This is a genomic window from Pseudomonas sp. zfem002 (assembly GCF_032621685.1).
GTDB lineage: Bacteria > Pseudomonadota > Gammaproteobacteria > Pseudomonadales > Pseudomonadaceae > Aquipseudomonas > Aquipseudomonas japonica.
The window spans coordinates 56,244-82,333 of sequence record NZ_JAVYJH010000017.1 but is presented as its reverse complement, the minus strand read 5'-3'; the positions used below and the strand labels follow the sequence as shown (position 1 = coordinate 82,333).

At 63.1% G+C, this 26,090-nt stretch carries 25 protein-coding genes and 1 pseudogene; 15 read left to right on the top strand and 11 right to left on the bottom strand.

The features are described 5' to 3' along the window. The first annotated feature begins 13 nt into the window (after window positions 1-13). The 4 genes and pseudogenes from RTI28_RS19220 (at window position 14) to RTI28_RS19205 (ending at window position 4,348) form a co-directional block, all read left to right on the top strand. The gene (locus RTI28_RS19220) at window positions 14-1,429 is read left to right on the top strand and encodes an acetyl-CoA carboxylase biotin carboxylase subunit (protein WP_009402468.1); all 1,416 of its coding nucleotides are present in this window, start codon (window positions 14-16) and stop codon (window positions 1,427-1,429) included. A 10-nt stretch (window positions 1,430-1,439) separates the two neighbouring features. Next, entirely contained in the window at window positions 1,440-3,248 is a 1,809-nt protein-coding gene (gene oadA, locus RTI28_RS19215) for a sodium-extruding oxaloacetate decarboxylase subunit alpha (RefSeq protein WP_316921915.1), read from the top strand. 226 nt (window positions 3,249-3,474) lie between these two features. Then, a pseudogene (locus RTI28_RS19210) lies at window positions 3,475-4,073 on the top strand (hypothetical protein); the annotation flags it as partial. Continuing rightward, the gene (locus tag RTI28_RS19205; RefSeq protein ID WP_316921914.1) at window positions 4,070-4,348 is read left to right on the top strand and encodes a helix-turn-helix transcriptional regulator; all 279 of its coding nucleotides are present in this window, start codon (window positions 4,070-4,072) and stop codon (window positions 4,346-4,348) included. The pseudogene RTI28_RS19210 and the gene RTI28_RS19205, both read left to right, overlap by 4 nt. 28 nt (window positions 4,349-4,376) lie before the next feature. Here RTI28_RS19205 and RTI28_RS19200 read toward each other — a convergent pair whose 3' ends face one another. Genes RTI28_RS19200 through RTI28_RS19190 form a run of 3 tightly spaced genes read right to left on the bottom strand, consistent with a single transcriptional unit; the run spans window position 4,377 to window position 6,148 of the window. Continuing rightward, on the bottom strand, window positions 4,377-5,051 hold the full coding sequence (locus RTI28_RS19200) for a GNAT family protein (RefSeq protein ID WP_316921913.1): 675 nt from the start codon (window positions 5,049-5,051) through the stop codon (window positions 4,377-4,379). After that, complete coding sequence (locus RTI28_RS19195) at window positions 5,048-5,506, bottom strand: GNAT family N-acetyltransferase (protein ID WP_316921912.1); 459 nt, start codon at window positions 5,504-5,506, stop codon at window positions 5,048-5,050. The genes RTI28_RS19200 and RTI28_RS19195 overlap by 4 nt, the downstream gene beginning before the upstream one ends. A 12-nt stretch (window positions 5,507-5,518) precedes the next feature. Further along, window positions 5,519-6,148 (bottom strand): FMN-binding negative transcriptional regulator, encoded by a 630-nt coding sequence (locus RTI28_RS19190; RefSeq protein WP_316921911.1) that lies wholly within the window; start codon window positions 6,146-6,148, stop codon window positions 5,519-5,521. A gap of 93 nt (window positions 6,149-6,241) precedes the next feature. Here RTI28_RS19190 and RTI28_RS19185 point away from each other — a divergent pair, with 93 nt between their 5' ends. After that, complete coding sequence (locus RTI28_RS19185) at window positions 6,242-7,780, top strand: PLP-dependent aminotransferase family protein (protein WP_316921941.1); 1,539 nt, start codon at window positions 6,242-6,244, stop codon at window positions 7,778-7,780. Window positions 7,781-7,829: 49 nt separating this feature from the next. Here the strand turns inward: RTI28_RS19185 and RTI28_RS19180 are convergent, their stop codons facing one another. From RTI28_RS19180 to aspA, 5 genes are all read right to left on the bottom strand, one after another. Next, window positions 7,830-8,933: a polyamine ABC transporter substrate-binding protein gene (locus RTI28_RS19180; RefSeq protein ID WP_316921910.1), complete on the bottom strand. Its 1,104-nt coding sequence runs from the start codon at window positions 8,931-8,933 to the stop codon at window positions 7,830-7,832. Continuing rightward, window positions 8,930-9,976, bottom strand: coding sequence for a histone deacetylase family protein (locus RTI28_RS19175; protein ID WP_316921909.1), 1,047 nt, complete (start codon window positions 9,974-9,976; stop codon window positions 8,930-8,932). The genes RTI28_RS19180 and RTI28_RS19175 overlap by 4 nt, the downstream gene beginning before the upstream one ends. Before the next feature lie 100 nt (window positions 9,977-10,076). Then, window positions 10,077-11,069, bottom strand: a complete 993-nt coding sequence (locus RTI28_RS19170; RefSeq protein WP_316921908.1) for an AraC family transcriptional regulator — start codon at window positions 11,067-11,069, stop codon at window positions 10,077-10,079. Between the two features lie 51 nt (window positions 11,070-11,120). Continuing rightward, window positions 11,121-12,116: an asparaginase gene (locus RTI28_RS19165; RefSeq protein WP_316921907.1), complete on the bottom strand. Its 996-nt coding sequence runs from the start codon at window positions 12,114-12,116 to the stop codon at window positions 11,121-11,123. A gap of 187 nt (window positions 12,117-12,303) precedes the next feature. Further along, the gene (aspA, locus tag RTI28_RS19160; RefSeq protein ID WP_316921906.1) at window positions 12,304-13,728 is read right to left on the bottom strand and encodes an aspartate ammonia-lyase; all 1,425 of its coding nucleotides are present in this window, start codon (window positions 13,726-13,728) and stop codon (window positions 12,304-12,306) included. Window positions 13,729-13,911: 183 nt separating this feature from the next. Here aspA and RTI28_RS19155 point away from each other — a divergent pair, with 183 nt between their 5' ends. Beyond that, the gene (locus RTI28_RS19155) at window positions 13,912-14,841 is read left to right on the top strand and encodes a LysR substrate-binding domain-containing protein (protein WP_316921905.1); all 930 of its coding nucleotides are present in this window, start codon (window positions 13,912-13,914) and stop codon (window positions 14,839-14,841) included. Here the strand turns inward: RTI28_RS19155 and RTI28_RS19150 are convergent. Next, on the bottom strand, window positions 14,822-15,451 hold the full coding sequence (locus RTI28_RS19150; RefSeq protein ID WP_316921904.1) for a hypothetical protein: 630 nt from the start codon (window positions 15,449-15,451) through the stop codon (window positions 14,822-14,824). The genes RTI28_RS19155 and RTI28_RS19150 overlap by 20 nt on opposite strands. A 254-nt stretch (window positions 15,452-15,705) precedes the next feature. Here RTI28_RS19150 and purE point away from each other — a divergent pair, with 254 nt between their 5' ends. The 4 genes from purE (at window position 15,706) to RTI28_RS19130 (ending at window position 18,209) form a co-directional block, all read left to right on the top strand. Next, window positions 15,706-16,197, top strand: a complete 492-nt coding sequence (purE, locus tag RTI28_RS19145) for a 5-(carboxyamino)imidazole ribonucleotide mutase (RefSeq protein WP_042121599.1) — start codon at window positions 15,706-15,708, stop codon at window positions 16,195-16,197. Between the two features lie 10 nt (window positions 16,198-16,207). Beyond that, window positions 16,208-17,290, top strand: coding sequence for a 5-(carboxyamino)imidazole ribonucleotide synthase (locus RTI28_RS19140; RefSeq protein ID WP_316921903.1), 1,083 nt, complete (start codon window positions 16,208-16,210; stop codon window positions 17,288-17,290). Window positions 17,291-17,379: 89 nt separating this feature from the next. Further along, entirely contained in the window at window positions 17,380-17,625 is a 246-nt protein-coding gene (locus RTI28_RS19135; protein WP_042121597.1) for a GlsB/YeaQ/YmgE family stress response membrane protein, read from the top strand. 50 nt (window positions 17,626-17,675) lie between these two features. Then, entirely contained in the window at window positions 17,676-18,209 is a 534-nt protein-coding gene (locus RTI28_RS19130) for a DUF3299 domain-containing protein (protein WP_316921902.1), read from the top strand. Between the two features lie 13 nt (window positions 18,210-18,222). On the opposite strand, the gene RTI28_RS19125 is transcribed toward RTI28_RS19130, so the two are convergent. Both RTI28_RS19125 and RTI28_RS19120 read right to left on the bottom strand, forming a co-directional pair. Next, window positions 18,223-19,119 carry a D-hexose-6-phosphate mutarotase gene (locus RTI28_RS19125; protein ID WP_316921901.1) on the bottom strand — a complete coding sequence of 299 codons (897 nt, stop codon included), beginning with the start codon at window positions 19,117-19,119 and terminating at the stop codon, window positions 18,223-18,225. A 70-nt stretch (window positions 19,120-19,189) separates the two neighbouring features. Further along, complete coding sequence (locus RTI28_RS19120) at window positions 19,190-19,591, bottom strand: acyl-CoA thioesterase (protein ID WP_009402429.1); 402 nt, start codon at window positions 19,589-19,591, stop codon at window positions 19,190-19,192. Window positions 19,592-19,940: 349 nt separating this feature from the next. Here RTI28_RS19120 and RTI28_RS19115 point away from each other — a divergent pair, with 349 nt between their 5' ends. From RTI28_RS19115 to RTI28_RS19095, 5 genes are all read left to right on the top strand, one after another. Beyond that, window positions 19,941-21,230, top strand: a complete 1,290-nt coding sequence (locus tag RTI28_RS19115; protein WP_316921900.1) for an MFS transporter — start codon at window positions 19,941-19,943, stop codon at window positions 21,228-21,230. A 146-nt stretch (window positions 21,231-21,376) separates the two neighbouring features. Continuing rightward, on the top strand, window positions 21,377-21,958 hold the full coding sequence (locus RTI28_RS19110) for a hypothetical protein (protein WP_316921899.1): 582 nt from the start codon (window positions 21,377-21,379) through the stop codon (window positions 21,956-21,958). 108 nt (window positions 21,959-22,066) lie between these two features. Next, window positions 22,067-23,974: an S-type pyocin domain-containing protein gene (locus tag RTI28_RS19105; RefSeq protein WP_316921898.1), complete on the top strand. Its 1,908-nt coding sequence runs from the start codon at window positions 22,067-22,069 to the stop codon at window positions 23,972-23,974. After that, window positions 23,971-24,435: a DUF6392 family protein gene (locus RTI28_RS19100; protein WP_316921897.1), complete on the top strand. Its 465-nt coding sequence runs from the start codon at window positions 23,971-23,973 to the stop codon at window positions 24,433-24,435. Before RTI28_RS19105 ends, RTI28_RS19100 begins: the two co-directional genes overlap by 4 nt. Before the next feature lie 61 nt (window positions 24,436-24,496). Beyond that, complete coding sequence (locus tag RTI28_RS19095) at window positions 24,497-26,032, top strand: bacteriocin immunity protein (protein WP_316921896.1); 1,536 nt, start codon at window positions 24,497-24,499, stop codon at window positions 26,030-26,032. Window positions 26,033-26,090 lie beyond the last annotated feature (58 nt).

Sequence of the window (26,090 nt, the reverse complement as noted above, 5' to 3'; positions counted from 1 at the left end):
TGGGAAGACTCCAGTGATAAAAAAAATCCTGATCGCCAACAGGGGTGAGATCGCAGTTCGGATCGTGCGGGCCTGCGCCGAGATGGGCATTCGCTCCGTGGCAATCTATTCCGACGCCGACCGTCATGCCCTGCACGTCAAGCGCGCCGACGAGGCCCACAGCATCGGTGCCGAGCCCCTGGCCGGTTACCTGAACCCGCGCAAGCTGGTCAACCTGGCTGTGGAAACCGGTTGCGATGCCCTGCACCCGGGTTACGGTTTCCTCTCGGAAAACGCCGAGCTGGCGGATATCTGCGCCGAACGCGGGATCAAGTTCATCGGTCCGGCCGCTGAAGTCATTCGTCGCATGGGCGACAAGACCGAAGCCCGCCGCAGCATGATCAAGGCTGGCGTACCGGTCACCCCCGGCACCGAAGGCAACGTCGCCGACATCCACGAAGCGCTGAACGAAGGCGATCGCATCGGTTATCCGGTGATGCTCAAGGCCACGTCCGGTGGTGGTGGCCGCGGCATTCGTCGCTGCAACAGTCGCGAAGAGCTGGAACAGGCCTTCCCGCGGGTGATTTCCGAAGCGACCAAGGCCTTCGGCTCGGCGGAAGTCTTCTTGGAAAAATGCATCGTCAACCCCAAGCACATCGAAGCCCAGATCATTGGTGACAGCTTCGGCAACGTGGTGCACCTGTTCGAGCGTGACTGCTCGATCCAGCGCCGCAACCAGAAGCTCATCGAGATCGCCCCGAGCCCACAGCTGACCCCGGAACAGCGCGCCTATATCGGCGACCTGGCGGTACGCGCGGCCAAGGCGGTCGGCTATGAAAACGCCGGTACCGTGGAGTTCCTGCTCGCCGAGGGCGAGGTGTACTTCATGGAAATGAACACCCGGGTGCAGGTGGAACACACCATCACCGAGGAAATCACCGGCATCGACATCGTTCGCGAGCAGATCCGTATCGCCTCGGGCCTGCCCCTGTCGGTCAAGCAGGAAGATATCCAGCACCGCGGTTTCGCCCTGCAGTTCCGGATCAACGCCGAGGATCCGAAGAACAACTTCCTGCCGAGCTTCGGCAAGATCACCCGTTACTACGCCCCCGGCGGCCCCGGCGTGCGTACCGACACGGCGATCTACACCGGCTACACCATTCCACCGTTCTACGACTCCATGTGCCTGAAACTGGTGGTCTGGGCGCTGACCTGGGAAGAAGCCATGGACCGCGGCCTGCGCGCCCTGGATGACATGCGCGTGCAAGGGGTGAAGACCACCGCCGCGTACTACCAGGAAATCCTGCGCAATCCGGAATTCCGCAGCGGCCAGTTCAACACCAGCTTCGTGGAAAGCCATCCGGAACTGACCAACTACTCGATCAAGCGCAAACCCGAAGAGCTGGCGCTGGCTATCGCCGCCGCCATCGCCGCGCATGCAGGCCTGTGAGGAACCCATAATGTCCAAGAAAATTTTCGTAACCGACACGATCCTGCGCGACGCCCACCAGTCCCTGCTGGCCACCCGCATGCGCACCGAAGACATGCTGCCGATCTGCGACAAGCTCGACAAAGTCGGCTACTGGTCGCTGGAAGTCTGGGGCGGCGCGACCTTCGACGCCTGCGTGCGCTTCCTCAAGGAAGACCCGTGGGAGCGTCTGCGCAAACTGCGCGCCGCGCTGCCCAACACCCGCCTGCAGATGCTGCTGCGCGGGCAGAACCTGCTCGGCTACCGCCACTACAGCGACGACGTGGTCAAGGCTTTCGTGGCCAAGGCCGCGGTCAACGGCATCGACGTGTTCCGCATCTTCGACGCGATGAACGACGTGCGTAACCTGCGGGTTGCCATCGAAGCGGTGAAGGCTGCCGGCAAGCATGCCCAGGGCACCATCGCCTACACCACCAGCCCGGTGCACACCATCGACGCCTTCGTCGCCCAGGCCAAGCAGATGGAAGCCATGGGTTGCGACTCGGTCGCGATCAAGGACATGGCCGGCCTGCTGACCCCGTTCGCCACGGGCGAGCTGGTCAAGGCGCTGAAGGCCGAGCAGTCGCTGCCGGTGTTCATCCACTCCCACGACACCGCCGGCCTGGCTGCCATGTGCCAGCTCAAGGCGGTCGAGAACGGCGCCGATCATATCGACACCGCGATCTCCAGCTTCGCCTGGGGCACCAGCCACCCGGGTACCGAGTCGATGGTCGCCGCGCTCAAGGGCAGCGAGTTCGACACCGGCCTGGACCTGGAATTGCTGCAGGAAATCGGCCTGTACTTCTACGCCGTGCGCAAGAAGTACCACCAGTTCGAAAGCGAGTTCACCTCGGTGGACACCCGCGTCCAGGTCAACCAGGTGCCAGGCGGCATGATCTCCAACCTGGCCAACCAGCTCAAAGAGCAGGGCGCGCTGAACCGCATGAACGAAGTGCTGGCGGAAATCCCGCGGGTCCGCGAAGACCTCGGCTTCCCGCCGCTGGTCACCCCGACCTCGCAGATCGTCGGCACCCAGGCCTTCTTCAACGTGCTGGCCGGTGAGCGCTACAAGACCATCACCAACGAGGTGAAACTGTACCTGCAAGGTGGGTACGGCAAGGCACCGGGCGTGGTCAACGAACAACTGCGGCGCCAGGCCATCGGCAGCGAAGAAGTGATCGACGTGCGCCCGGCCGACCTGCTCAAGCCGGAAATGACCAAGCTGCGCGCCGATATCGGCAGCCTGGCGCACTCCGAAGAAGATGTGCTGACCTTCGCCATGTTCCCGGACATCGGGCGCAAATTCCTCGAAGAGCGTGAGGCCGGCACCCTGACCCCTGAAGTCCTGCTGCCGATTCCGGAAGCTGGCGCCGTGACCTCGGCCGGCGGTGAAGGCGTACCGACCGAGTTCGTCATCGACGTCCACGGCGAGACCTATCGCGTCGACATCACCGGTGTCGGCGTCAAGGCCGAAGGCAAGCGTCACTTCTACCTGTCCATCGACGGCATGCCGGAAGAAGTGGTGTTCGAGCCGCTCAACGAGTTCGTCGGCGGTGGTGGCAGCAAGCGCAAGCAGGCCACTGCGCCGGGTCATATCAGCACCACCATGCCGGGCAACATCGTCGATGTCCTGGTCAAGGAAGGCGACACCGTCAAGGCGGGCCAGGCCGTGCTGATCACCGAAGCGATGAAGATGGAAACCGAAGTGCAATCGCCGATCGCCGGCAAGGTTGTCGCCATCCACATCGCCAAGGGCGACCGCGTCAACCCGGGCGAAATCCTGATCGAGATCGAGGGCTGAGAAAGCCCTCGGCGGTAAACGGTTAACCTCATGGGGAGCGAATTGCTCCCCTTTTTTTGTTTGTATGTCTGCATTTAAATGCAGAAAGTTAACGTATTTCTTCTAAATTATGCATCTTAATGCAGATTTGGTGGGTGCTGGGCTGGTCGATTTGCACTATATTGCAGATCAAGCTGCGTTACGCTGGCCGAGGCCGCCATGTATCCATTGACCCTCCAACTTTACGCGCTTTCTGCTCAGGCACATCGGGCGGGAGAAACCGGAAGGGCTGGCGGATGACATTTTCCTGCTCGCGCGAAGCACTCCCGCGCCTATTGGCAACCTGCGTATCAAGGCATCTGTGGAGGCACTGGATACGTCGGCGCCCATGGGTTTCGGCTTCGATGATGTCGTGACCCGCGATCAGCGCTTTCTCGAATATGCCTACGAACAGGGCGCGGCCATCGGTGGCGCGACGGGCGCCGGGGGGGAGGCACCCAAGCTGTTGCTGAGCGAAGGCCGGGACGGCTTGCTCTACCCGGACGCGGTGCTGGATGACGGTCAGGCCATCTGCCACTGGTTCGTGAAGTTCGCCCGCAATCAGGCACTGAATGGACGTCGCCCGTGGAGCGCGGTGGCGAGATTGACTGGCGTGCGGCCTGTAGCCTGCTGGAGCCACTGGTGGACCCGCAACAGACTTTCGAACGCCTGCGCCAGGATGCTCGCCAGTTGATGGCATTGCCGGATCTGTTGAGGGACCTGGGTTTGCCGGATGCAGTGATGAATCACCCGGCAATCGCCTTGAAGAACCTCGAACAACGTATGAACGACTGGGAATTGCTATGACGGTTTCGATCGAGATTCGCGCTTTGTTGATCGAGGGCGTCCTGCAGGGTATTGCCGATGGGTCTCTGGAACTGGGTGCCGCGGTGCGCAAGTTGCGGACGGAGGTGGCGAAGCTGCAACAGACCCAGTTCGCGCGGATGTGCAAGATTTCGGTGCGTACCCTGATTCAGATAGAACAGGGAGAGGGCAATCCGACGCTCAACTCGCTGAACGCGGTGTTTCGACCATTCGGATTGCAGATGGGGGTCTTGCGGCGGCCGGATCGGGTGAGGTGAAGCAGGGCCGCAAGCGGCCCCGTTTGGTTCAACGGATCGTGCGGCACGCCTCCAGCGTCCTCAGCTGACCCTCGGGCCGCTGGTTGTCCTCGCTCAGCCAGCGCTCGAAACCGGCCGCGACCGCCGGCCACTCGTCATCGGTGATCGAATACCAGGCCGTGTCGCGGTTCTGGTCCTTGACCACCATGTGCTGGCGGAACACCCCCTCGAAGGTGAAGCCGAAGCGCTCCGCAGCCCGACGCGAGCGGGCGTTGGCGTTGTTGCACTTCCATTCGAAACGACGGTTGCCCAGTTCGAAGGCCAGCTTGCCCAGCAAGTACACCGCCTCGGTGCCCTTGGGCGTGCGCTGCATGGCGGCGCCGAAGGCGATATGCCCGACTTCGATACGGCCATGGGCGGCAACGATGGACATCAGGCTGAGAATCCCCTGGACCTGGCCACTGGCCCGATCGATGACGCTGTAGAACAGCGGGTCGCGGCCGGCGGCGTTGTCCTGCAGCCAGCGGTCGAAGGGCTCGCGCTCGGTGAAAGGCCCGTAAGGCAGGTAGTCCCACAAGCTGGCGTCGGCGTTCGGGCCCTGGAGCACTTCCCAGAGATCATCGCCGTGCCGGGCGGGATCGAGTTTTTCCAGGCGAATGAAGCGCCCGTCCAGCGGCTCGGCCTGCGGCTCGCGGGCGGGTTTCCAGTTGAGAGGGCTGCTCATGAATGCCCCTCCATCGGTTTGCGGAACTGGATGAAGCCGGGACGCTCGGCGACCTTCTCGTACAAGGTGATCGCGGTGGCGTTGGTTTCGTGGGTCAGCCAGTGGACCTTGCAGCAGTTTGCAGCGCTGGCGGCGGCGTAGACGTGTTCGATCAGCTTGCGACCGATGCCCAGGCCGCGCTGGTCGCCGTCGACATACAGGTCCTGCAGGTAGCAGGCGTTTTCCACAGCCCAGTTGGTGCGGTGGAAGATCCAGTTGACCATGCCCAGCGCCTTGCCATCGACCCAAGCCAGGGCGGAGTTGGTGGTTTCCGCGGGGTCGAGAAAGCGCTTCCAGGTCTCGGCACTGACCGCGTCGGGCAGTTCGGTTTCATAGAAACGCAGGTAGGCCTGCCACAGGGGCAACCAGGCGGCGTGGTCGGCGGCGGTGACTGGACGAATCTCTACGGTAGACATGTATGCGTTCCTTCAGGGTTGCTGCATCAGGGCAGCGAGGTTGTTGTCCAGCAGGTCGGCGCTGGCGGCAAGACCGCTGCGCACACCTTCGTGATCGATGGCCGAGCGGTTCTGGCTCAGCTTGCGGTTGCATTGCAGGCGCTCGATGGGCACGGCGAAACCGACGATGGCCTTGAGCATGCCTTGCAGGTAATCGGCCGGTGCGTCGTCCACCGACCAGGGCCGGGCGCGGCCCTGTTCATGCTGGTCGCTCAGGCGCCGGACGATATCCAGCAGGGGTTCCGGGCTGTGGATAACGTGCGGCGTGCCCCAGGCGTGTACCGCGACATAATTCCAGGTCGGCACGGTGCGCGGGTCTTGCGCCTTGCTCGGATAGTAGCCGGGGCTGACGTAGGCATCGGCCCCGGGGAACACCAGCAGTACTTCGGCAGCGCTTTCCAGGTCGCGCCACTGCGGGTTGCCGCGGGCTACGTGGCCGTACAGGGTGCCCTTGGGACCGGCATGCGGGTCCAGCAGCAGCGGTACGTGGGAGGCCTGCAGACCGTGCTCGCCATGGCTGATCAGCACTGCCAGGCGGGTGCTGGCGATATGTTCGAGCTGGCGTTGCAGGTCGTCGTCTTTGAAAGCGCTGGGTGTGTACATGGAAAAAATCCCTTGGCGATTGGGAGCAATCCTAGGCAGGCTATTGGTTCATGGTAAGAGCCATTTCATGCCAATTTCATGGGTCCATTGATCATGGTCGAATCGTCTGTCTCCCTGCTTTTCGATCCTTCCGGAATCGTCCTGGACCGCCGCCAGGGCCTGAGTCGCCAGCTGTACCAGGCGTTGCGGGCACGGGTGCTGGACGGGCGACTGGGCAGTGGCACGCGCTTGCCTGCGAGCCGGGACATGGCGGCGATCCTCGGTCTGTCGCGCAACAGCGTGGTGCGCGCCTACGACCAGTTGTACGCCGAGGGTTTCATCGAAAGCCGGGTCGGCGACGGCACTTACGTCAGTCAGCTGCCAAAATTGTCCACAAAAGTATCCACAGGGTTATCCCGGGGTTTATCTACAGGGTTATCCACAATTTCGGCGGAAAATACTGGTGATTCGTCCAGTAAAGTTATCCACACTGCCGCACTTTTTCGTCTGGAAAACCATCATTTGCCTACGCCAAGAAGCGGTCCACCGCGGGCGTTTCGCGTCGGTGTACCGGCCTACGACCTGTTCCCGTTCGAGGTCTGGGCCAAGCTGCAGGCGGGTTTCTGGCGAAATCCCGAGATGGCGACACTGGGCTATGGCGATCCGGCGGGGGAACCGCTGCTTCGGGAACTCATCGCGGCCTACTTGCGGCGATCGCGGGGGCTTTCCTGCACGCCTGAACAAATTGTGATCACCAGTGGTGCACAGCAGGCCATCAGCCTTTGTGCACAGTTGCTGCTGGAGCCCGGGGCCGGGGTGGCTGTGGAAAATCCGGGCTATCGTGCGGCCGCCTGTGCCTTCGCCCTGACCGGAGCGGCGGTGCACGGCGTCGCTGTGGATAACGACGGGCTGGATTGTGCTGCGCTTTCCCGCTTGGGCGATTGCCGCGTGGCCTATGTCACGCCCTCCCACCAGTACCCCACCGGGGTGGTGATGAGCCTGGCCCGGCGCCTGGAGTTGCTGGCCTGGGCCGAGCGCAACCAGGGCTGGATCGTCGAGGACGACTATGACGGCGAGTACCGTTACAGCGGTGCGCCGTTGGCGCCTCTGGCGGCGCTGGATCGCAGCGGGCGGGTGTTGTATGTCGGGACCTTCAGCAAGGTCGCGTTTCCAGGGCTGCGCCTCGGCTACCTGGTGCTGCCGCGGCAACTGGTGCAGCCGTTTTCCCGCTGTCGGGCGCTGATGGTGCGGCATTCGGAGGTGGGTACCCAGGCGGTGATGGCGCAGTTCATGGCCCAGGGGCATTTCCAGCGGCATATCCGCCGTATGCGCCGTGCGGCGCTGCTGCGGCGCAATGCCTTGCTGGCCGGGTGGCCTGTGGATATCCCTGGGGTCGCGGGATTGCCCGAAATGGTCGCCGGCCTTCATGTCAAAGTGGATGTGGATAACGCCGAGCGGGAGCGTTGGCTGGTGGAGAAGGCTCTGGAAGTGGGGGTGGAGCTGAACGGGCTGGGTGATTACTGGTTCTGTGAGCCGGAGCGGGCTGTGGATAAGAAGGCGGGGCTGGTGTTGGGGTTTGCCGCTGTCGGCGAAGCCGGCATCGCAGACGCCTTGCGGCGCCTGCGAAGAGCCTGGGGCGGCGGCACCCTGTAGGAGCGCGGCTTTTCGTGGGCGAGCTGCGTTTTACAGGCAAGCCAATCCGTCAGGTCCCCGCCTTGATCTTGGTCCAGGCCCGTGTCCGTGCCCGCTCGCCCTCGCGATTCAGTGGCTGCAGGGTATACAGCCTGGTCATCGCCTCCGCGGTCGGGTACAGGTTGGGGTTGTTGCGGATCGCCGGGGCGACCAGCCCGGTGGCGTCCTTGTTCGGGTTCGGGTAGCCGACGAAGTCGCTGATCGGCGCGATCACCTGCGGTTGCAGCAGGTAGTTGATGAACGCATGGGCATCGTCCGGGTTGGTCGCGCCTTTCGGAATCGCCAGCATGTCGAACCAGATCGGCGCGCCTTCCTTCGGCAGACGCATGTCCACCACCACGCCGTTCTTCGCCTCGATGGCACGGTTGGCCGCCTGCGAGAAGCTGCCGGAGTAGCCCACCGCCACGCAGATATCGCCATTGGCGATGTCGGCCATGTACTTGGACGAATGGAAGTAGGTGATGTGCGGTCGGATCTTCAGCATCAGTTCCTCGGCCTTCTTGTAGTCCGCCGGCTTGTCGCTGTTCGGCGGCAAGCCCAGGTACTGCAGGGCCAGCGGCATGATTTCCGACGGTGAATCGAGCAGCGCCACGCCGCATTGCTTGAGCTTGGCGATGTTCTCTTCCTTGAAGATCAGGTCCCAGCTGTCCACCGGCGCGCTATCGCCCAAGGCGGCCTTGACCTTGGCCGGGTTGAAGCCGATCAGCACGGTGCCGTACATGTACGGCACGGCGAACTTGTTGCCCGGGTCGTTGGCCTCGATCAGCTTCATCAGCGCCGGATCGAGGTGCTGCCAGTTGGGCAGCTTGCTGCGATCCAGCGGCTGGAACACGCCCGCTTCGATCTGCTTGGCAAGGAACACGTTGGACGGCACCACCACGTCGTAGCCGGAGTTGCCGGTGAGCAGCTTGGCTTCCAGGGCCTCGTTGGTGTCGAAGATGTCGTAGATCAGCTTGACCTGGCCGTCCTTCTGGAAGTCGGTCAGGGTCTGCGGGGTGATGTAGTCGAACCAGTTGTAGACCCGCAGCGTCCGTTGCTCGGCAACGGCCTGGAGGCTGCCGGCGAGCAGGGTGGTACACAGCAGGGGGGCGAGCAGTCGCTTGAGTCGAGTCATGCCTGGGCTTCCTGTTGAGCGCGTTCGAAACCTTCGAGAACGTTCACGGCATTGATGCCGATTTCTTCCACCGCATAGCCACCCTCCATCACGAACAGGGTCGGCTTGCCCAGGCGCGCGATACGCTCGCCCATGGCCAGGTAATCGGGGCTGTCGAGCTTGAACTGGGAGATCGGATCATCCTTGAAGGTGTCCACCCCCAGGGAAATGACCAGCACGTCCGGTGCGTAGGCGTCGATCCGCTGGCACGCCTGGTCGAGGGCATCGCGCCAGGTGGCCCAGTCGCTGCCGGCGGGCAGCGGGTAGTTGACGTTGTAGCCCTCGCCGGCGCCTTCGCCCTGTTCGTCGGCATAACCGAGGAAGAACGGGAATTCCGCCTGCGGGTCGCCGTGGATCGAGGCGAAGAACACGTCGCTGCGCTGGTAGAAGATTTCCTGGGTACCGTTGCCGTGGTGGTAGTCGACATCGAGGATGGCCACGCGCTGGTGGCCTTGGTCGAGAAACGCCTGGGCGGCGATGGCGGCGTTGTTCAGGTAGCAGTAGCCGCCCATCACATCGCTGGCGGCGTGATGTCCCGGCGGGCGGCAGAGGGCGAAGGCGCTGTGGGCGCCGGCCTGGATCGCCGCCTGGGCGGTGAGCGCGACTTGCGCCGCGCTGTAGGCGGCCTGCCAGGTGCCGGCGGTGATCGGTGCGCCGGCGTCGAAGCTGTAGTAGCCCAGTTCGCCGAGCAGGCTGGTGGGCTTGACCCGGCGCAGGGTCCGCGCTGGCCAGGTGAACGGCAGCAGGTCGCCGTCGCGCTCCAGTGCGGCCCAGCGCGCCCAGGCGCCTTCGAAGAAATTCAGGTAGTCGGCGCTGTGCACCCGTTGCAGGGGCGCGCGGCCGAAATCGGTGGGACCGCTGATGGGGCCGATATTGCGCGCCTTGACCCGATCCAGGACATGGTCGGCGCGGGAGGGCATCTCGAAGCAAGGCTTGAGCTGGCCGTCGATCAGCTCGCAGCGGCCGTGGTGCAGGCGGTGGTCATCGGAATAGATCGTCAGCATTGTTGTTCTCCAAATCACTGGCGTATTTCCCGAATGGTGCGGGGCGACGCGGTGAAGCAGAACGGCGCAAACGGCCAAAAGGGGATCGAAATGGCCAGGGTCAGGCCCTGAAATGACTCGGCGCCACGCCACTCCAGCGCATGAACGCATGGCGGAAACTGGCCGTTTCGCTGAACCCCAGCACCTCGGCGATCCGGTAGATCGGCATCTGCCCCTCGGCGAGCAACTGCTTGGCCCGTTCGAAGCGTAGCTCGTCGAGCAGTTGCTGGTAGCTGCTGCCCATTTCGCCCAGGTGCCGGCGCAGGGTCCGCGACGAGCAGTTCATCTGCCGCGCCAGGCCTTCCAGTCCCGGCGGCGTCTCCAGCTGGTCGGCGAGTGCCTGGCGGATCCTGCCGAGCCAGGCCTGGCGCCCGGTGAACTCCAGGTTCAACTGCCGGCAGCGCTCGGCCATCGCCCGATGCGTCACCAGGTCGGCGAGGGGCAACGGCTGCTCCAGCCAGGCGCGATCGAAGGCGAAGGCGTTGTCGTCGGCATCGAAACGCAACGGGCAGGTGAAGGTCTCGCCGTACTTGGGGTGGTAGTCCGGTTCGGCATGGGCGAAGCGCGCGCCCAGCAGCGGCAGCGGACGACCCAGCAGGTCATCGCAGATGACTTTCAGCGAGACCAGGCAGAACTCGGCGTTGAACGCCGCCAACTGCGGTTCTTCGCGGTAATCGCTGGCGCTGAACCAGATCCGCTCGCCGTCCTCGATCAGGCGCAGGTGGAAAAGTGTTCCCAGCAGCGCGGGGTAGCGCAGTGCCAGATGCAAAGCGTCACCTAAGGTGGCACTGGACAGTAGGGCATAGCCGAGCATGCCGTAGGACGAAACGTGCATGCGCCGGCCCAGTTCCAGGCCGATGTCGTGTCGCCGGGCCACCGCGTTGGCGCACACCTGCATCTCCTGGCGGGTGGTGATGCGTGAGTCGGCGCGGCCCAGGTCGGCCGTGCGGATGCCACTGCCCTGCAGCAGTGCATCGTCGGTCAGCCCCTGGTCCTGAAAGGTCTGCAGGACCAGGGAAACCGCGTGCAGGGTCGTCAGGTGAGAGTGCAGCATGCTCGATACCGGGCTGATGGGCTGTGCGGGAAACGAGCAAATTGCATGCCTTCAGCGCAGCTCGCCGGCCAGGTCCACTTCAACCAGGCGGCGTACTTCCTCGACTGGCAGGGCGCTGCCGAGCAGCAATTGCAATTTGCCTAGCGCGGCTTCCCGGGTCATGCCGCCACCGGACAGCACACCGGCCTGGCGCAGACGGCTTCCGGCCTCGTAGATGTCCAGCTCGACGCCGCCTTCGTGGCATTGGGTGATGGCGATGACCACGATGTCGCGGGCATGCGCTTGTTCGAGGGCGGCAAGGAAATCCGCGTTGTCACTGGGACCGGTGCCGCTGCCGAAGCATTCCAGCACAAGACCCCGCGCACCGCTGTGGATAACTGCGCGCAACAGCTCGGCGGAAAAGCCCGGAACCAGCGGTAATACGGCGATATCCACAGCCTGGCGCGATTGGCGATAGTCCAGCGCGGCAGGTCGCGTGGGAGTTTCGTTCGCCGTAGCGTTGCGCTGCAGGGCAATGAAAGGATGGCGACCGAAGCTGCGGACCTTGGCGGTACGGTGTGGCGGCAGCAACTCGCCATGGAAGAACAGCTGCACCCCGGACGGCTGGCCTGTGGTCAGCGTTTGCAGTGCACCGGTGAGGTTTTCCCAGGCATCACTGTCGTCCGCACCCACCGGCAGCATCGAACCGGTGAACAGCACGGGCGCATCCAGCCCGAGCAACTGGAAGCTCATGGCCGCCGCGCTGTAGGCCAGGGTATCGGTACCGTGCAGGACCAGCACCGCGTCGCAGCCGGCATCCACCGCTTCGCTGATCGCCGTGCGCAGGCGCAACCAGTACTGCGGAGTCATGTTGGCGCTGTCGATCAGCGGTGCCATCTCGCGAAAGCGCCAGGGAGCCAGGTCGGTCCTTGTGGATAACCCGGCGCGCATGCGCTGCTCGAAGCCGGAAGCGGGGGTCAGGCCATTGGCACCGGTCTGCATGCCGATGGTGCCGCCGGTATACAGCACCATGATGCTGCGGGCGGGGCGGGGGGACGCCGAAGTCATGCGCCATTCTCCATGGTCGGTCTTGTTCGTAGCCGGGCACAGTACGACATCCGGAGAAAGGCTGTAAGACGATTCGCGTAGCGAGGTGTTTCGCGAGCATAAAAAAAGGGCCCGGGTGTAAGCCTGGGCCCTCGAAAGGTGAGAGGTGTCTAGTCCCTCGACCTGGTGAGACGGTTGTTGCGTGGGGTTACGCTTTCAGCGGAACCAGACGCGGAGCGATCATGTTTTCCGGACGCAGGATGTCGTTGAGCATCGCTTCGTCCAGCAGGCCTTCCTCGCGCACCAGTTCCAGTACACCGCGGCCGCTTTCCAGGGCAATGCGGGCGATACGGGTGGCGTTTTCGTAGCCGATGTAAGGGTTCAGGGCGGTGACCAGGCCGATCGAGTGTTCGACCAGTTCACGGCAGCGCTGTTCGTTGGCGGTGATGCCGACGATGCAGTGCTCGCGCAGCATGTCCATGGCGCGCTGCAGCAGACGGATGGAGTCGAAGATCTTGTAGGCGATCAGCGGTTCCATGACGTTCAGTTGCAGCTGGCCGCCTTCGGCAGCGACGGTCAGGGCCAGGTCGTTGCCCATGATGGCGAAGGCCACCTGGTTGACGGCCTCCGGGATAACCGGGTTGACCTTGCCTGGCATGATCGAGCTGCCTGGCTGGCGGGCCGGCAGGTTGATCTCGTTGATGCCGGTGCGCGGGCCGCTGGACAGCAGGCGCAGGTCGTTGCAGATCTTCGACAGTTTGACCGCGGTGCGCTTGAGCATGCCGGAGAACAGGACGAAGGCGCCCATGTCCGAGGTGGCTTCGATCAGGTCAGCGGCCGGAACCAGCGGCTGGCCGCTGATGGTGGCCAGGCGCTGCACGGCCAGGGCCTGGTAGCCCGGGTCGGCGTTGATGCCGGTGCCGATGGCGGTACCGCCCAGGTTGACTTCGGTCAGCACTTCCGGCGCCAGGGTGCGCAGGCGGTTCAGGTCTTCGGTCAGGGTGGTGGCGAAGGCACGGAATTCCTGGCCCAGGGTCATCGGGACCGCGTCCTGCAGCTGGGTACGACCCATCTTCAGTACGTGGCTGAATTCTTCACCCTTGGCAGCGAACGCCTGGATCAGGCTGTCGAGGCTGGCCAGCAGTGCGTCGTGACCCAGCAGCAGACCCAGGCGGATCGCGGTCGGGTAGGCGTCGTTGGTCGACTGCGCCATGTTCACGTCGTTGTTCGGGTGCAGGTGCTTGTACTCGCCTTTCTGGTGGCCCATGGCCTCCAGCGCGATGTTGGCGATCACTTCGTTGGCGTTCATGTTGGTAGAGGTACCAGCACCGCCCTGGATCATGTCCACCACGAACTGCTCGTGGAAGTCACCGCGGATCAGGCGGGCGCAGGCCTCGCTGATGGCGGCGTGCTTGGCATCGCTCAGGTGACCCAGCTCACGGTTGGCGTCGGCAGCGGCCTGCTTGACCATGGCCAGGGCCACGACCAGCTTCGGGTAGTGCGACAGCGGAACACCGGAGAGGTGGAAGTTGTTGGCGGCGCGCAGGGTCTGGATGCCGTAGTAGGCATCGGCAGGGACTTCCAGGGTGCCAAGCAGGTCTTTTTCAACGCGGAACGATGCAGCAGCGGACATGATGAGTATCATCTCGAAATAACCCGGCATGTGCCGGAATGTCGCCAATCGTAGGGGCGGAAGCCGTTTTGCGGCCAATGCTGTTGCACGCTAACCTATGCACAAACGGCATAACGTCCCATGTGACGTTCTTTCGCATTCGAGCGTGTGCCATTTTGGTGCGCGCTTTTTGGAGAGATTCCGATGAACCTTGAAAGCAAATGGCTGGAAGACTTCAGTGCGCTGGCCGCGACCCGCAGTTTCTCCCAGGCCGCCGAGCGCCGCTTCGTCACCCAGCCGGCCTTCAGCCGGCGTATCCGCAGCCTGGAAGCGGCACTCGGGCTGACCCTGGTCAACCGCTCGCGCACGCCCATCGAGCTGACCGCGGCGGGGCAGTTGTTTCTCGTCACCGCCCGTACCGTTGTCGACCAGTTGAGCGAAGTTCTCCGCCATTTGCATCATCTTGAAGGCGGGCAGGGCGAGGTGATCCAGGTCGCCGCGGCACACTCGCTGGCCCTCGGCTTCTTTCCGCGCTGGATCGCCCAGCTGCGCAACGACGGCCTGAACATCGCCACCCGCCTGGTGGCGACCAACGTCGGCGATGCGGTGCATGCGTTGCGTGAAGGCGGCTGCGATCTGATGCTGGCCTTCTATGACCCGGATGCGGCCCTGCAGATGGATGCGGAGATTTTCCCGTCGCTGCACTTGGGCCATACCGAGATGTTGCCGGTGTGTGCCGCGGGTGCCGACGGCAAGCCGCTGTTCGATCTGGAAGGCGAGGGCAGCGTGCCGCTGCTGGCCTACAGCGCCGGCGCGTTTCTCGGGCGCTCGGTGAACCTGCTGTTGCGTCAGCGCAACCTGCGTTTCACCACTGTCTATGAAACCGCCATGGCCGACAGTCTGAAAAGCATGGCCCTGGAAGGCCTGGGCATTGCCTGGGTGCCGCGCCTGTCGGCACGCGCCGAGCTGGAGCGGGGCGAGCTGGTGGTGTGTGGCGGGCCCCAGTGGCATGTGCCACTGGAGATCCGCCTGTACCGCTGCGCACTGGTGCGCAAGGCGAATGTGCGTTTGCTGTGGCGCAAGCTGGAGTCGGGACGGCAGGACGCGACCACGATCAATGCTGCAGGCGCTTGAGGTAGGTGGCGATGTGTTCGCGATTGGTCTGCGAGTAGCGGTAGCAGTTGGAGCGGACACTGAGGCGGGTCGGGAACATGTAGGTTTCGCAGAACCAGCCGTTGAACAGCACTTCGGAAGCCTCGTGAGTGGCACTGAGGGTGTGGCCCAGCTCATGGCCCGGGGTGGCGTAGGAGCGGATCGAGGCGATGGCGGCGCTGCCGGTCTGGTGGGCGAGGCCCAGCGTGGTGCCGCTGTCGTCCAGCGGGTCGCGGACCAGCAGCAGGTAGCGGCTCATGCCGCCAGGGCTGTTCTGCTGCCGGCGCCAGGCGCCGCTGGCGTCCGCCCATGCGGACAGCGCCTTCAGGCCGTCCATGCTGCGGTAGTCGAGGTCGGTCAGGCCGGGTGCCTGGCGCCTGAAGCGCAGCTCGATGGGGATGTTGGCGATCTGGCGCATCTCGTTCAGCCAGTCGTCGAAGTAATCCGCCTTCAGTTGTTCGTTGGACAGTTCAGCCAGCTCGTCGTGGGCAAATACCCAGACGGTCAGGCTGCGGTGGTCGGCACCGACGAAGGTGGTGTGGAACAGCGCGGCGATGGCCAGCGGCAGCGTGGTACGAAGGTGTTTGCGCATGAGTTCGTCCTTGACGTGTGGGTCGGGTGGCTGACAGTAGCCCCCGGGCCCGGTCCCAGAGCATCTGGAAGCCTCTCAGCGGGGTTTGCGCCCGCCTTACCAACGGGGCTGGGCGCCTTGCCCTCGACTGCGCTATAATCCCGCGCCTTCGACCGGGTCGGTCGATTCAGAATCTTATGACGAGCCACGCCGGTCTACCTGCGTGGCTCGTTGCTTTTGGTGCGCCGCAAGGCGCTTACAGGAGAGGCTCGACGATGAGTGCACTGGTTGGCGTGATCATGGGCTCCAAGTCCGATTGGTCCACCCTTAGCCACACCGCCGATATGCTGGAAAAACTCGGCATTCCCTACGAAGTGAAGGTGGTTTCCGCCCACCGGACACCGGACCTGCTGTTCCAGTACGCCGAAGAGGCCGAAGGCCGCGGCATCGAGGTGATCATCGCCGGCGCCGGCGGCGCTGCGCACCTGCCGGGCATGTGTGCGGCCAAGACCCACCTGCCGGTGCTGGGGGTTCCGGTGCAGTCGTCGATGCTGTCTGGTGTCGACTCGCTGCTGTCCATCGTGCAGATGCCGGCCGGTATCCCGGTGGCGACCCTGGCGATTGGCAAGGCCGGTGCGATCAACGCCGCGCTGCTCTCGGCGAGCATCCTCGGCGCCAAGCACCCGCAGTTCCACACGGTGCTGAAGCAGTTCCGCACAGAGCAGACAGACAGCGTTCTGGACAATCCAGATCCGCGTCAGGCCTGAGGTCACTCGCATGAAGATCGGTGTAATCGGTGGTGGCCAGCTCGGCCGCATGCTGGCCCTGGCGGGCACTCCGCTGGGCATGAATTTCGCCTTCCTCGACCCGGCTCCGGACGCTTGCGCGGCCCCGCTGGGCGAGCATCTGCGCGCCGATTACGGCGACCAGGACCACCTGCGCCAGCTGGCCGACGAAGTCGACCTGGTGACTTTCGAGTTCGAAAGCGTGCCGGCCGAGACCGTGGCCTTCCTTTCGCAGTTCGTGCCGGTCTACCCGAGCGCGGAAGCCTTGCGCATCGCGCGTGATCGCTGGTTCGAAAAGAGCATGTTCAAGGACCTGGGCATTCCCACCCCGGCTTTCGCCGATATCCAGTCGCAAGCCGACCTGGACAACGCCGTGGCCAGCATCGGCCTGCCGGCCGTGCTGAAGACCCGCACTCTGGGTTACGACGGCAAGGGCCAGAAAGTCCTGCGCAGCCAGGCCGATGTGGTCGACACCTTCGCCGAGCTGGGCAGCGTGCCGTGCCTGCTGGAAGGCTTCGTGCCGTTCAGCGGCGAAGTCTCGCTGGTCGCCGTGCGTGCCCGCGATGGCGAAACCCGCTTCTACCCGCTGGTGCACAACACCCACGAGAGCGGCATCCTGCGTCTGTCGGTGGCGAGCAGCGAGCATCCGCTGCAGGCACTGGCTGAAGACTACGCCGGACGGGTCCTGGAAAAGCTGGATTACGTCGGCGTCCTGGCGTTCGAATTCTTCGAAGTCGATGGCGGCCTGAAAGCCAACGAAATCGCCCCGCGCGTGCACAACTCCGGGCACTGGACCATCGAAGGCGCCGAGTGCAGCCAGTTCGAGAACCATCTGCGTGCCGTGGCCGGCCTGCCGCTGGGTTCGACGCGCAAGGTCGGCGAAAGCGCCATGCTCAACTTCATCGGTGAAGTCCCGCCTGTGGATAAAGTCGTCGCCATCGACGACTGCCATCTGCACCACTACGGCAAGGCCTTCAAGGTCGGGCGCAAGGTGGGTCACGCCACCCTGCGCTGCGCAGACACGGCCACCCTGGAGCAGAAGATCCAGCAGGTCGAAGCCCTGATCGCGGGTTGAACTGAACCTCTCCCGCCGGCAACCCTCTGATGGCAGGACGCCAAAGCGCTGACTAGGCTTTGGTGGTGTTCATCATCAGAGGGATTGCCATGGGTATCATCGGAACCATCTTCATCGGCCTGATCGTCGGTCTGCTGGCGCGCTTTCTCAAGCCCGGCGACGACAGCATGGGCTGGATCATGACCATCCTGCTGGGTATCGGCGGCTCGCTGGCGGCGACTTACGGCGGCCAGGCCCTGGGTATCTATCAGGCGGGCCAGGTGGCCGGTTTCCTCGGGGCGTTGGTGGGCGCGATCATCCTGTTGGTGATCTACGGCCTGATCAAAAAAAGCTGATGGCGGGATAGAATGCTCGGCAACTTTCTTACGGTTGCCGAGCATTTTTCATGCGTGCGTTATTCCTCATTCCCCTGCTGCTGTGCAGCACTCTCGCCTGGGCCGAACTGCCCGAGACCGACTGGCTGGAACTGATGCCCAAGTCGGATCAGAAAGCGCTGGAAGCGATGCCGGAAATCGACCACAACTCCCCGGAAGCCATGGGCACCTTTGACGCCAAGGGCGGCCTCAAGCAGAGCAAGGGCCTGCCGGCGGTGATGTACTCGACGCACACGGTGGCGGCGATGAACGGCAAGTCGATCCGTCTTGGCGGTTATCCGGTGCCCCTCGAGGCCGACGGCAAGGGCAACAGCACGCTGTTCTTCCTCGTACCCTATCCGGGCGCGTGCATCCACGTACCGCCGCCGCCGCCGAACCAGCTGGTGCTGGTGCGCTATCCCAAGGGAGTGAAGCTGGCGGATATCTACACGCCGATGTGGGTCAGCGGCACGCTGAAGATCGAGAAGGTCAGCAACGACATGGCTGACGCCGCCTACGCGCTGGATGCGGCGAACGTGCGGGTGGTGGAAGACGCGGACCTATAACACTACGCGGACCTCAGATTCGCTCGCTGGACAGGGTCAGGCCCAGGGTATGGCTGGCCCCCGGTGCCAGCTCCACGATGTCGTCCCAGACATTCGCCGTCTCGATGCACAGCATCCGCTGCCAGCCGTCGTCGGCCATGTCCGGCAACTCGGCGGCCCGCGCGACCCACGGGTTCCAGATCACTGCACTGCGTGAGCCGCGGGAGGCGATGCGAATGCGGCGATTCCACGCCGGATCGACAATGGCCAGTTCGGCAGGGGTATCCAGGTAGATGCGGTCGGTCTCGCCGCTGAAGGTCAGGTCGGCGACTTGGCTGCGCTGCTCCCAGTCCGCCAGGGTCTCGATGTAGTCGCGCCCCTTTACGCCTTCGACGCTGACCGAGCGTACGTCGCTGACCGCGAAATAGCTGTGCAGCGCCTGGCTCAGGGTGACGTGGTCGTTGCCCTGGTTGCGGCTGGTGAGGTCAAGGCTCAGGTGCTCGCCCATGCGGATATCGAGGGTCAGCTCGACCTGATGTGGCCAGCCGGGCAGGTCGCCCTGAGTGTCCGGGAGGGTGAACGACAACTGCACGGCATCGCCGCTGCTGTCGATGCCCAGAAGCTGCCAGTCACGCCCGCGCACCAGGCCATGGGCCGGCGCCTCGCTGCCCTTGAACTGCTGACGGACAGCCTCCGGGTTGCGCTGCAGGTTGCCGAACCACGGCCAGCACACCGGTACGCCGGCGCGCACCGACTTGCCGTGGTTGAACAGGGCCTGGTCGCTCAGCCAGAGGAGGGGTGGTTCGCCCAGTCGCTGGTAGCTCAGCACCTGCGCACCCTGCTGGGCCACCAGCAGCTCGGCGTTGTCGCTGGTAATGCGCCAGCAGTTGAGTTCGCCGTGTTGTTCCGATTCGACCTTGGGTGTGGACATGCGCTGATCTCGATGAAGTGACGTAAGGGTTGGACCTTTCGCGATTCAACGAGTTTACCGCGCACCCGGCTCAGCGACGAGGCGGCACCGAGCGGGTGCGGCCACTGCCGTCGATGGCGACGAAGACGAAGACTGCTTCGGTGACCTTGCGCCATTCACTGGACAGCGGATCGTCGCTCCACACCTCGACCATCATCTGGATCGAGCTGCGGCCGATTTCCAGGGTCTGGGTATAGAAGGACAATTGCGCGCCGACCGCTACCGGGACGAGGAAGGCCATGCGATCGATCGCCACGGTGGCGACCCGGCCGCCAGCGACGCGGCTGGCCATGGCGGTGCCCGCCAGGTCCATCTGGGCGACCAGCCAGCCGCCGAAGATATCGCCGAAACCGTTGGTTTCGCGGGGAAGTGCGGTGATCTGCAAGGCCAGGTCGCCTTGCGGGATCGGATCTTCTTGTTCGAGTTCAATCATGCCGGGGGTGCCTCTGACCCGTGATGCTTCGTTGGTTGACGCAGTAACGCCGCAGAAAGCGATCCAGCACACTCTGTTCGCTTCGAAAGGCGGCGCAGGGAAACTCTGCGAAACCGACCAAGCATACGTGGCAGCGTTTTCGCACAATATCCCACCTTTGACTCAACCGGGATCTACCAGAGGCCAGTATATAGAGCCTCGCAGACACCGACGACCGTGCAGCCACGATTATCTGCGCGGAATATGTAGATCTGTGTCGCTTTCGGACAATTTGTTATCGTTCGGGGTTCCTACAGGCCGTTCGCCACCCTTGCTGCCAGGCCTGGACCTTCCAATAAGAGAAGCCTCAATGACATCGGTTCCCTCCAGCCTCGAACAGCCGGCCCGGCCGCTGACCCGCAACGACTACAAGACCCTGTCGCTGTCCGCCCTCGGTGGCGCGCTGGAGTTCTACGATTTCATCATTTTCGTGTTCTTCGCCACCGTGGTCGGCAAGTTGTTCTTCCCGGCGGACATGCCGGAGTGGCTGCGCCTGATGCAGACCTTCGGGATCTTCGCCGCGGGTTACCTGGCGCGGCCGCTGGGGGGGATCGTCATGGCCCACTTCGGCGACCTGCTGGGGCGCAAGAAGATGTTCACCCTGAGCATCTTCATGATGGCCGTGCCGACCCTGATCATGGGCCTGCTGCCGACCTACGCGCAGATCGGCATGGCCGCGCCGATCCTGCTCCTGCTGATGCGCGTGATCCAAGGCGCGGCGATCGGTGGCGAGGTGCCGGGGGCCTGGGTCTTCGTGTCCGAGCACGTCCCGGCGCGCAACACCGGCTTTGCCTGCGGCACGCTGACCGCGGGCCTGACCGCGGGCATCCTCCTTGGCTCGCTGGTGGCGACGCTGATCAACAGCGTCTACAGCGCCGAGGAAGTCGCCGACTACGCCTGGCGCATCCCGTTCCTGCTGGGCGGCGTGTTCGGCCTGTTCTCGGTGTACCTGCGCCGCTGGCTGCACGAAACCCCGGTGTTCGCCGAACTGCAGCAGCGCAAGGCGCTGGCCGAGGAAGTACCGCTGCGCGCGGTGCTGCGTGATCACCGGGGGGCCATCGTGCTGTCGATGCTGCTGACCTGGTTGCTGTCCGCCGGCATCATCGTGGTCATCCTGATGACCCCGACCGTGCTGCAGACCGTCTACGGCTTCACCCCGACCGTGGCCCTGCAGGCCAACAGCCTGGCCATCGTGCTGCTGACCCTGGGTTGCGTCGGCGCCGGCAAGCTGGTCGATCGCTTCGGCGCGGGCCGCGTGTTCGTCGGCGGCAGCCTGGCGCTGCTGGTCACGTCGTGGACCTTCTATCACACCCTTGCCGAGCACAAGGACCTGCTGTTCCCGCTGTACGCCCTGACCGGCCTGTGCGTCGGCATCGTCGGTGCCGTGCCCTACGTCATGGTGCGCGCGTTCCCGCCGGTGGTGCGCTTCAGCGGCCTGTCGTTCTCCTACAACGTTGCCTACGCCATTTTCGGCGGCCTGACCCCGATGGTGGTGACCGCGTTGCTCAAGTTCAGCCCGATGGCGCCGGCGTTGTATGTGGCTGGAATCTGCACCATCGGTCTGCTGGTCGGCCTCTATCTGCTGGCAACCAAACGCTGACATCTCCTCATTCCGTTGCAGGGCAACCCTGCAACGGCGCCTGCGAAACATGCTGATCCACATGGCTGCCGCCCTGCCATAAGGATGTACCTCAGCCGCCTGCGGCCTGCCCGACACCCTGCGCCATACAGACAAGGAGAATTTGTATGGATAACGGACTATTCGATAACTCGACGGGCGACGTGGTCATCCGCGACGGCTCGGTTGAGACGCAGGGAACACACGACGCGGGCTTCTTCACCACCGGAGGTGGCGGGGGTCTTTCTGGTGGCTTCGGTGGATCAAGCCGCAAGCGGGCGAAAAAGCGCGCCAAGGCCCGGGCGGAGGCGCTCGCGAGGCAGCGTGCCGAGCAGCAGGCCGCAGCCGATGCGGCACATCAGGCGCAATTGGCTGCCGCTCATCGGCAATGGGTCGAACATTTTTCCCGGACCCAGCAAGCCACCCGAACGACGATCGACCAGCACTACACGGCTCATCTGGGTAACGTCGGGCAGGCGCTCGAGGCTGAGCTGCAAGCTGTGCGCAAATACGTGCCCAGTGACGGCAGCGAACGCTGGCAGCTTTATCTGATCACCCGCGAGCGACGGGTCGTTGAAGAGCTGATTGCGGCGAAAACTGCAGAACTTCAACGCAAGACCCAGTTGGCCCGGGGCTTCGACGGGCAGGATCCGCTGCAGCGCTCTGCGCAGGATTACGCCACGCATCTGGCGCAGCAGAGCTCGAGCTAGTCGTTCCTGCAACGCCACCACGCCTGGGAAACCGCCTACATCGCGGCGCACGAGGCACAACTGCTGGCCGAAGCCATTCGCCAGCTCACCGAGCAATCCAGCGCTCTTGTGGCTCGTCATGCCGAACAGAAGCTGGTCTGGCAGGCCCGCGAAGCGGAATGGGAGCGTCAGCAGCAGTACGCGCAATTGCGCGAGGCGCGGGTGCAGTTCAAGCAGCAGGCTGATGAAAACCTGCGTTTGAAGCGGATACGCGAGGCCAATTCGCTGACGATGCCCCTCGGCGCGGCCACGGGCGGGGTGGTGTTGACCTGGGGTGGCTCCGAAGTCGTGCAGGAGGTGGGCAAGGATATCGAGCGCCTTGTCAGGGCCGCGGTCCAGGAGTTGAGTGCTGCCGGGCTGCGAGCGACCAGGGTGTTCAAGCATCCTGCGTGGGCTGCCATATTTCATGTCCCGGCGACGGGTAACGCGGAACTGACGGCAGAGCAACGCCAACGACTTCAGGGTATCGGCGTTTCGGCTGATCTGATGGGCGTGCGTCCGGGTCAGGACCTGCAAGCACTGGCCGCTGCCGGACAGATGGCGGACCTCGATTACCGGGTGAAGCTGGAGGCGCATCAAGGAACGACCGCCATTATCGTCGCCAGTACGGGAGAGGAAATTTCTTCCCGGGTTCCGGTGAGAAATGCCGTTTTCGATCCGCTGACCAATACCTACCGCGCCGAAGGCAGTGCGGTTACCGATCGCGATCTGGTGTTCACCTCCGATGCGGTGTCTGCAGAACTGCCAAGGCCTGAGATCCAGAGCACATCAGGCCTGTTATCGGGTGAGTCGGAGGCGTTCGCGATTCCGGAAGGTGCGGACAGTCGGATCAATGACTGCATCGTCTGCATCCCGGGCAGGGCGCCCGTCTATTTCTCGTTTGACGTGCCGCCGATCGGAACAGGCGTGGTCAGCGGAGCCGGGCAAGTGGCTGTTGCGGGCTGGTGGCAGGCCAGTACCCAGGCAGGCGGTGCGCCGATCCCGGCACAGGCTGCAAGCACGTTGCGGGGCAGGGAATTCACCTCGTTCGACGGTTTCGAACGAGCCCTGTGGCGAGCGATTGGTGAAGAGGCCGCGCCCGGAGGGGACTTCAGCGAGGTCAACCAGCACCGTATCGCCAATGGACTCGCGCCCTATGCGCCGAAAAGCAGTTGGGTTGGCCAGCGTCGCGAGTTCGAGGTGCGTTACCTGCAGAGTGCTGCGCTGGGGAGCGCACCGTACGACCTCGATCAACTGAGCCTGCACAGCCCCGCCAGTGCTTTTGGCGTGCGCCCCGAGTCCCGGCCTTTTGCACCCTGGCTGCAACTGGGTGAGCCGATTTCCCTCGAAGCGGCGAAGTCCCTGGCGCACGCCTCGGGCGGCCGTCGTACCTGGACGCCATTGGCACCTCCAGGCATCGACCTTCTCGGGGCGACCGACCTGCCGCAGAGCCCGGTGCTGCCGGGGACTTATCCAGGTGCGGAGCTCGATCCGTACCGACCACAAGTCGAAACACTTCCGGGGCTGGACGAGGGGGAGATCGGGTCCAGTATTCCGGGGTACGGCGCAGGAGGTGATCTACCGGCGCCGGGTCTGGTTTTTTCGGAGCCGCTGGATGTCGGGCCTTATAACGAGTTGGGGAGAAATAGTATGAAGGATGGGTTGGATATTGATCATATTGTTTCGAAAAAGGCGCTCGAACTATTTCTGAGGAGAGAGTTTCCGAGGATCGATCCTAGAGAAGTGGCGGTTGCTCTTTTGAAAGCACCTAGCATGGCGATCCCGACGGAAGTTCATAGAGAATTCAGCGAAACCTATGGTGGTAGAAATACTAAGACAAAACAAATTCAGGATTCAATGGACCTCACGGCTGGAGTTGATAGAAATGTTGATGCTCTCAAGCCAGGGCTTCTGGAGTATGGGTTAAAAGAGTCTGATATTGAGGCTGCCCGCCAGAAACTTCATGACCTTTTCAAGACGCAGGGCTGGGTTAAATGAAAGCAGATGAATTGGAAGTTATCGTTGGTTATATCGGCAGACCATATGCTGATCTCCTGGCAGACAAGATAATTCCTGATCTGGAGCTTCGAGAGATTTATACCGATTCAGACAGGATGTACCTCGAGCCGGAAGAAGGTCTGAAAGTGGTTATTTCGGCGGATGAGAAATTATTCATAGAGTTTTTCATCACGCTAAAAGCTATGCCCCCTGCATTAGTATTATATCGAGGCGAGTTGCCTGAAATATTTTTCCAAGGCATGGACCAGCAAGTGGTAATTGATTTGTTCGGCGAGCCAGTTGCTTCTCATGGCCCGGTGTTAATGCCTGTACCTATAGGCCAGACAGGAGGTTGGGCATCTTATGTTTACGACGATGAATTGTTCCCTGGAATAGAGGTCGAGTTCCAATACACAGCGGATATGCAGGTGAAGACCCTCGTTTTTGCCTTGAAGAAATAAATTCATCAGCCATCCTGCAGTCAATGCATGGTGGCTTTTCAACTTTGAAAGGAACTTTGAAATGGAATTCAAATCACAACTATCCGACTACACCCAAGACCAATTCAAGGCACTGGTCTCGGCCATCTGGCACGCTGAAATGGACAACGACAGCCACGCCCGGCTGATCGATCATTTCGATAAGGTTGTCGGCCATCCGCTCGGTGCCGACCTGCTTTTCTATCCCCCGGACCGCGATGCTGGAAATGATCATTCGGTCAGTGCCGTGGCGTTTCATGTCAAGCGCTGGCACAACACCAATGGCCGTTCCGCCTTCAGGGATGAGCCGGTTGCCGTTGTCCCCGTAAAACCGCCCGTTCGCCTGAGCCCCGAGGAGCGCAAGCTTGCCGAGTCGACGAAGGATCTGGCCAAGGCCCAGGGACTCGCTGCCGATATCGATGCCGCAGCGCAATCGGCCCAGGCGGCATTGCTGGAATTCACACGCTTGCTGGATCAATGGCAGGCACAGCCATTGGATGCACGCTCGATCGAGGCGCATATCGAGGAAATGACGGCGCTCGAGACCGCGCAATCTTCGACGGTCCGCGCCATGCATGCTCTGCAGTTCCCGAAACTGAGAGTCCAGTTCGCCCGGTCTGACGCCGAACGCAATATCAGCAACTCGTTCCGCGACCCGGGCATTCAAGCCAGCGTTCTCCAGATCGTCACCCAGACCAGCGATCGCCACCTGGCTGCCGTGGCCGATGCCGATCAACGCCACCGAGCGTTGCACGCACGCTGCATGCCGTTGTTCGAGGCTGCGGAGGCGCACCTGGTCCATCGGCTTGCGGCTTCCGGAGCGCCGGAAAAGGCTCCGTGTGTCGTGCGGCTCTCGGCGCGTGCGACGCAACTGCGCCCATGTCTGATAGTGCCGAATGAAAGAACGATCGACCTGCGCCAGCTCGGCAAGATGAAAAAAGCCATCCGCTCTGCCGTGGCGGAGTTCAGTTGGCAAACGACTTCGCTCGACAACGAGCACCCGCGCAGCTTTTCAGGAATCATCGAGTTCTTTTTCGACCACTGGAAGGATCGCGACTGGTACGCCGCGAGCGTGCCACTGAGCGAACTGATGCCGATCGATGGGCATGACTGGCAAGAGCTGGCGAGGTCCGCAGGCGAGGTCGATGTGCCTTATCGGCTGTTCTCCCGGACTGCGCCGGTCACTCGCCGCAAGCTGTTCGTCGGATTGAAGCAGATCACGACGGTTCAGCAGATATGCCTGACACCCACCCACGGAGACCTCTTGCCTGCACAGGTGAAAGTCGTGGGGATCGATCCAGCGCCGAGCAACGGGGTTCACAGCCTCAGGGTACGCGGCTGGCCCCCCCTCGATCTGCGATGGGACCTGGTGTCAGGTGTTGCGGAGCTCTCGCTGGATGACGCACCGAAAACGCAGGCAGTGGCCAGTGACATCAGTATTCCCGTGACACCTTTGCTGGAATCGCTCGATACAGCGGGCGACGCAAGTTTCGACGATTGTGTGCTGGTCTTCCCGGCCGACAGCGGGCTTGAGCCGCTGTACCTGATGTTCAAGAAAGGCAGGGGGTTCCCGACGTAAGAGGAAGGTTTTGCACGCCGGGAACCGCTGCTCCTGGCAACTGATGGCCTTTCATCTA

Bases quoted from the DNA above. Each gene is read 5' to 3' on its own strand.
- oadA (WP_316921915.1), top strand. From the start codon at position 1,440: ATGTCCAAGAAAATTTTCGTAACCGACACGATCCTGCGCGACGCCCAC.
- RTI28_RS19205 (WP_316921914.1), top strand. From the start codon at position 4,070: ATGACGGTTTCGATCGAGATTCGCGCTTTGTTGATCGAGGGCGTCCTG.
- RTI28_RS19200 (WP_316921913.1), bottom strand. From the start codon at position 5,051: ATGAGCAGCCCTCTCAACTGGAAACCCGCCCGCGAGCCGCAGGCCGAG.
- RTI28_RS19195 (WP_316921912.1), bottom strand. From the start codon at position 5,506: ATGTCTACCGTAGAGATTCGTCCAGTCACCGCCGCCGACCACGCCGCC.
- RTI28_RS19190 (WP_316921911.1), bottom strand. From the start codon at position 6,148: ATGTACACACCCAGCGCTTTCAAAGACGACGACCTGCAACGCCAGCTC.
- RTI28_RS19185 (WP_316921941.1), top strand. From the start codon at position 6,242: ATGGTCGAATCGTCTGTCTCCCTGCTTTTCGATCCTTCCGGAATCGTC.
- RTI28_RS19180 (WP_316921910.1), bottom strand. From the start codon at position 8,933: ATGACTCGACTCAAGCGACTGCTCGCCCCCCTGCTGTGTACCACCCTG.
- RTI28_RS19175 (WP_316921909.1), bottom strand. From the start codon at position 9,976: ATGCTGACGATCTATTCCGATGACCACCGCCTGCACCACGGCCGCTGC.
- RTI28_RS19170 (WP_316921908.1), bottom strand. From the start codon at position 11,069: ATGCTGCACTCTCACCTGACGACCCTGCACGCGGTTTCCCTGGTCCTG.
- RTI28_RS19165 (WP_316921907.1), bottom strand. From the start codon at position 12,116: ATGACTTCGGCGTCCCCCCGCCCCGCCCGCAGCATCATGGTGCTGTAT.
- aspA (WP_316921906.1), bottom strand. From the start codon at position 13,728: ATGTCCGCTGCTGCATCGTTCCGCGTTGAAAAAGACCTGCTTGGCACC.
- RTI28_RS19155 (WP_316921905.1), top strand. From the start codon at position 13,912: ATGAACCTTGAAAGCAAATGGCTGGAAGACTTCAGTGCGCTGGCCGCG.
- RTI28_RS19150 (WP_316921904.1), bottom strand. From the start codon at position 15,451: ATGCGCAAACACCTTCGTACCACGCTGCCGCTGGCCATCGCCGCGCTG.
- purE (WP_042121599.1), top strand. From the start codon at position 15,706: ATGAGTGCACTGGTTGGCGTGATCATGGGCTCCAAGTCCGATTGGTCC.
- RTI28_RS19140 (WP_316921903.1), top strand. From the start codon at position 16,208: ATGAAGATCGGTGTAATCGGTGGTGGCCAGCTCGGCCGCATGCTGGCC.
- RTI28_RS19135 (WP_042121597.1), top strand. From the start codon at position 17,380: ATGGGTATCATCGGAACCATCTTCATCGGCCTGATCGTCGGTCTGCTG.
- RTI28_RS19130 (WP_316921902.1), top strand. From the start codon at position 17,676: ATGCGTGCGTTATTCCTCATTCCCCTGCTGCTGTGCAGCACTCTCGCC.
- RTI28_RS19125 (WP_316921901.1), bottom strand. From the start codon at position 19,119: ATGTCCACACCCAAGGTCGAATCGGAACAACACGGCGAACTCAACTGC.
- RTI28_RS19120 (WP_009402429.1), bottom strand. From the start codon at position 19,591: ATGATTGAACTCGAACAAGAAGATCCGATCCCGCAAGGCGACCTGGCC.
- RTI28_RS19115 (WP_316921900.1), top strand. From the start codon at position 19,941: ATGACATCGGTTCCCTCCAGCCTCGAACAGCCGGCCCGGCCGCTGACC.
- RTI28_RS19110 (WP_316921899.1), top strand. From the start codon at position 21,377: ATGGATAACGGACTATTCGATAACTCGACGGGCGACGTGGTCATCCGC.
- RTI28_RS19100 (WP_316921897.1), top strand. From the start codon at position 23,971: ATGAAAGCAGATGAATTGGAAGTTATCGTTGGTTATATCGGCAGACCA.
- RTI28_RS19095 (WP_316921896.1), top strand. From the start codon at position 24,497: ATGGAATTCAAATCACAACTATCCGACTACACCCAAGACCAATTCAAG.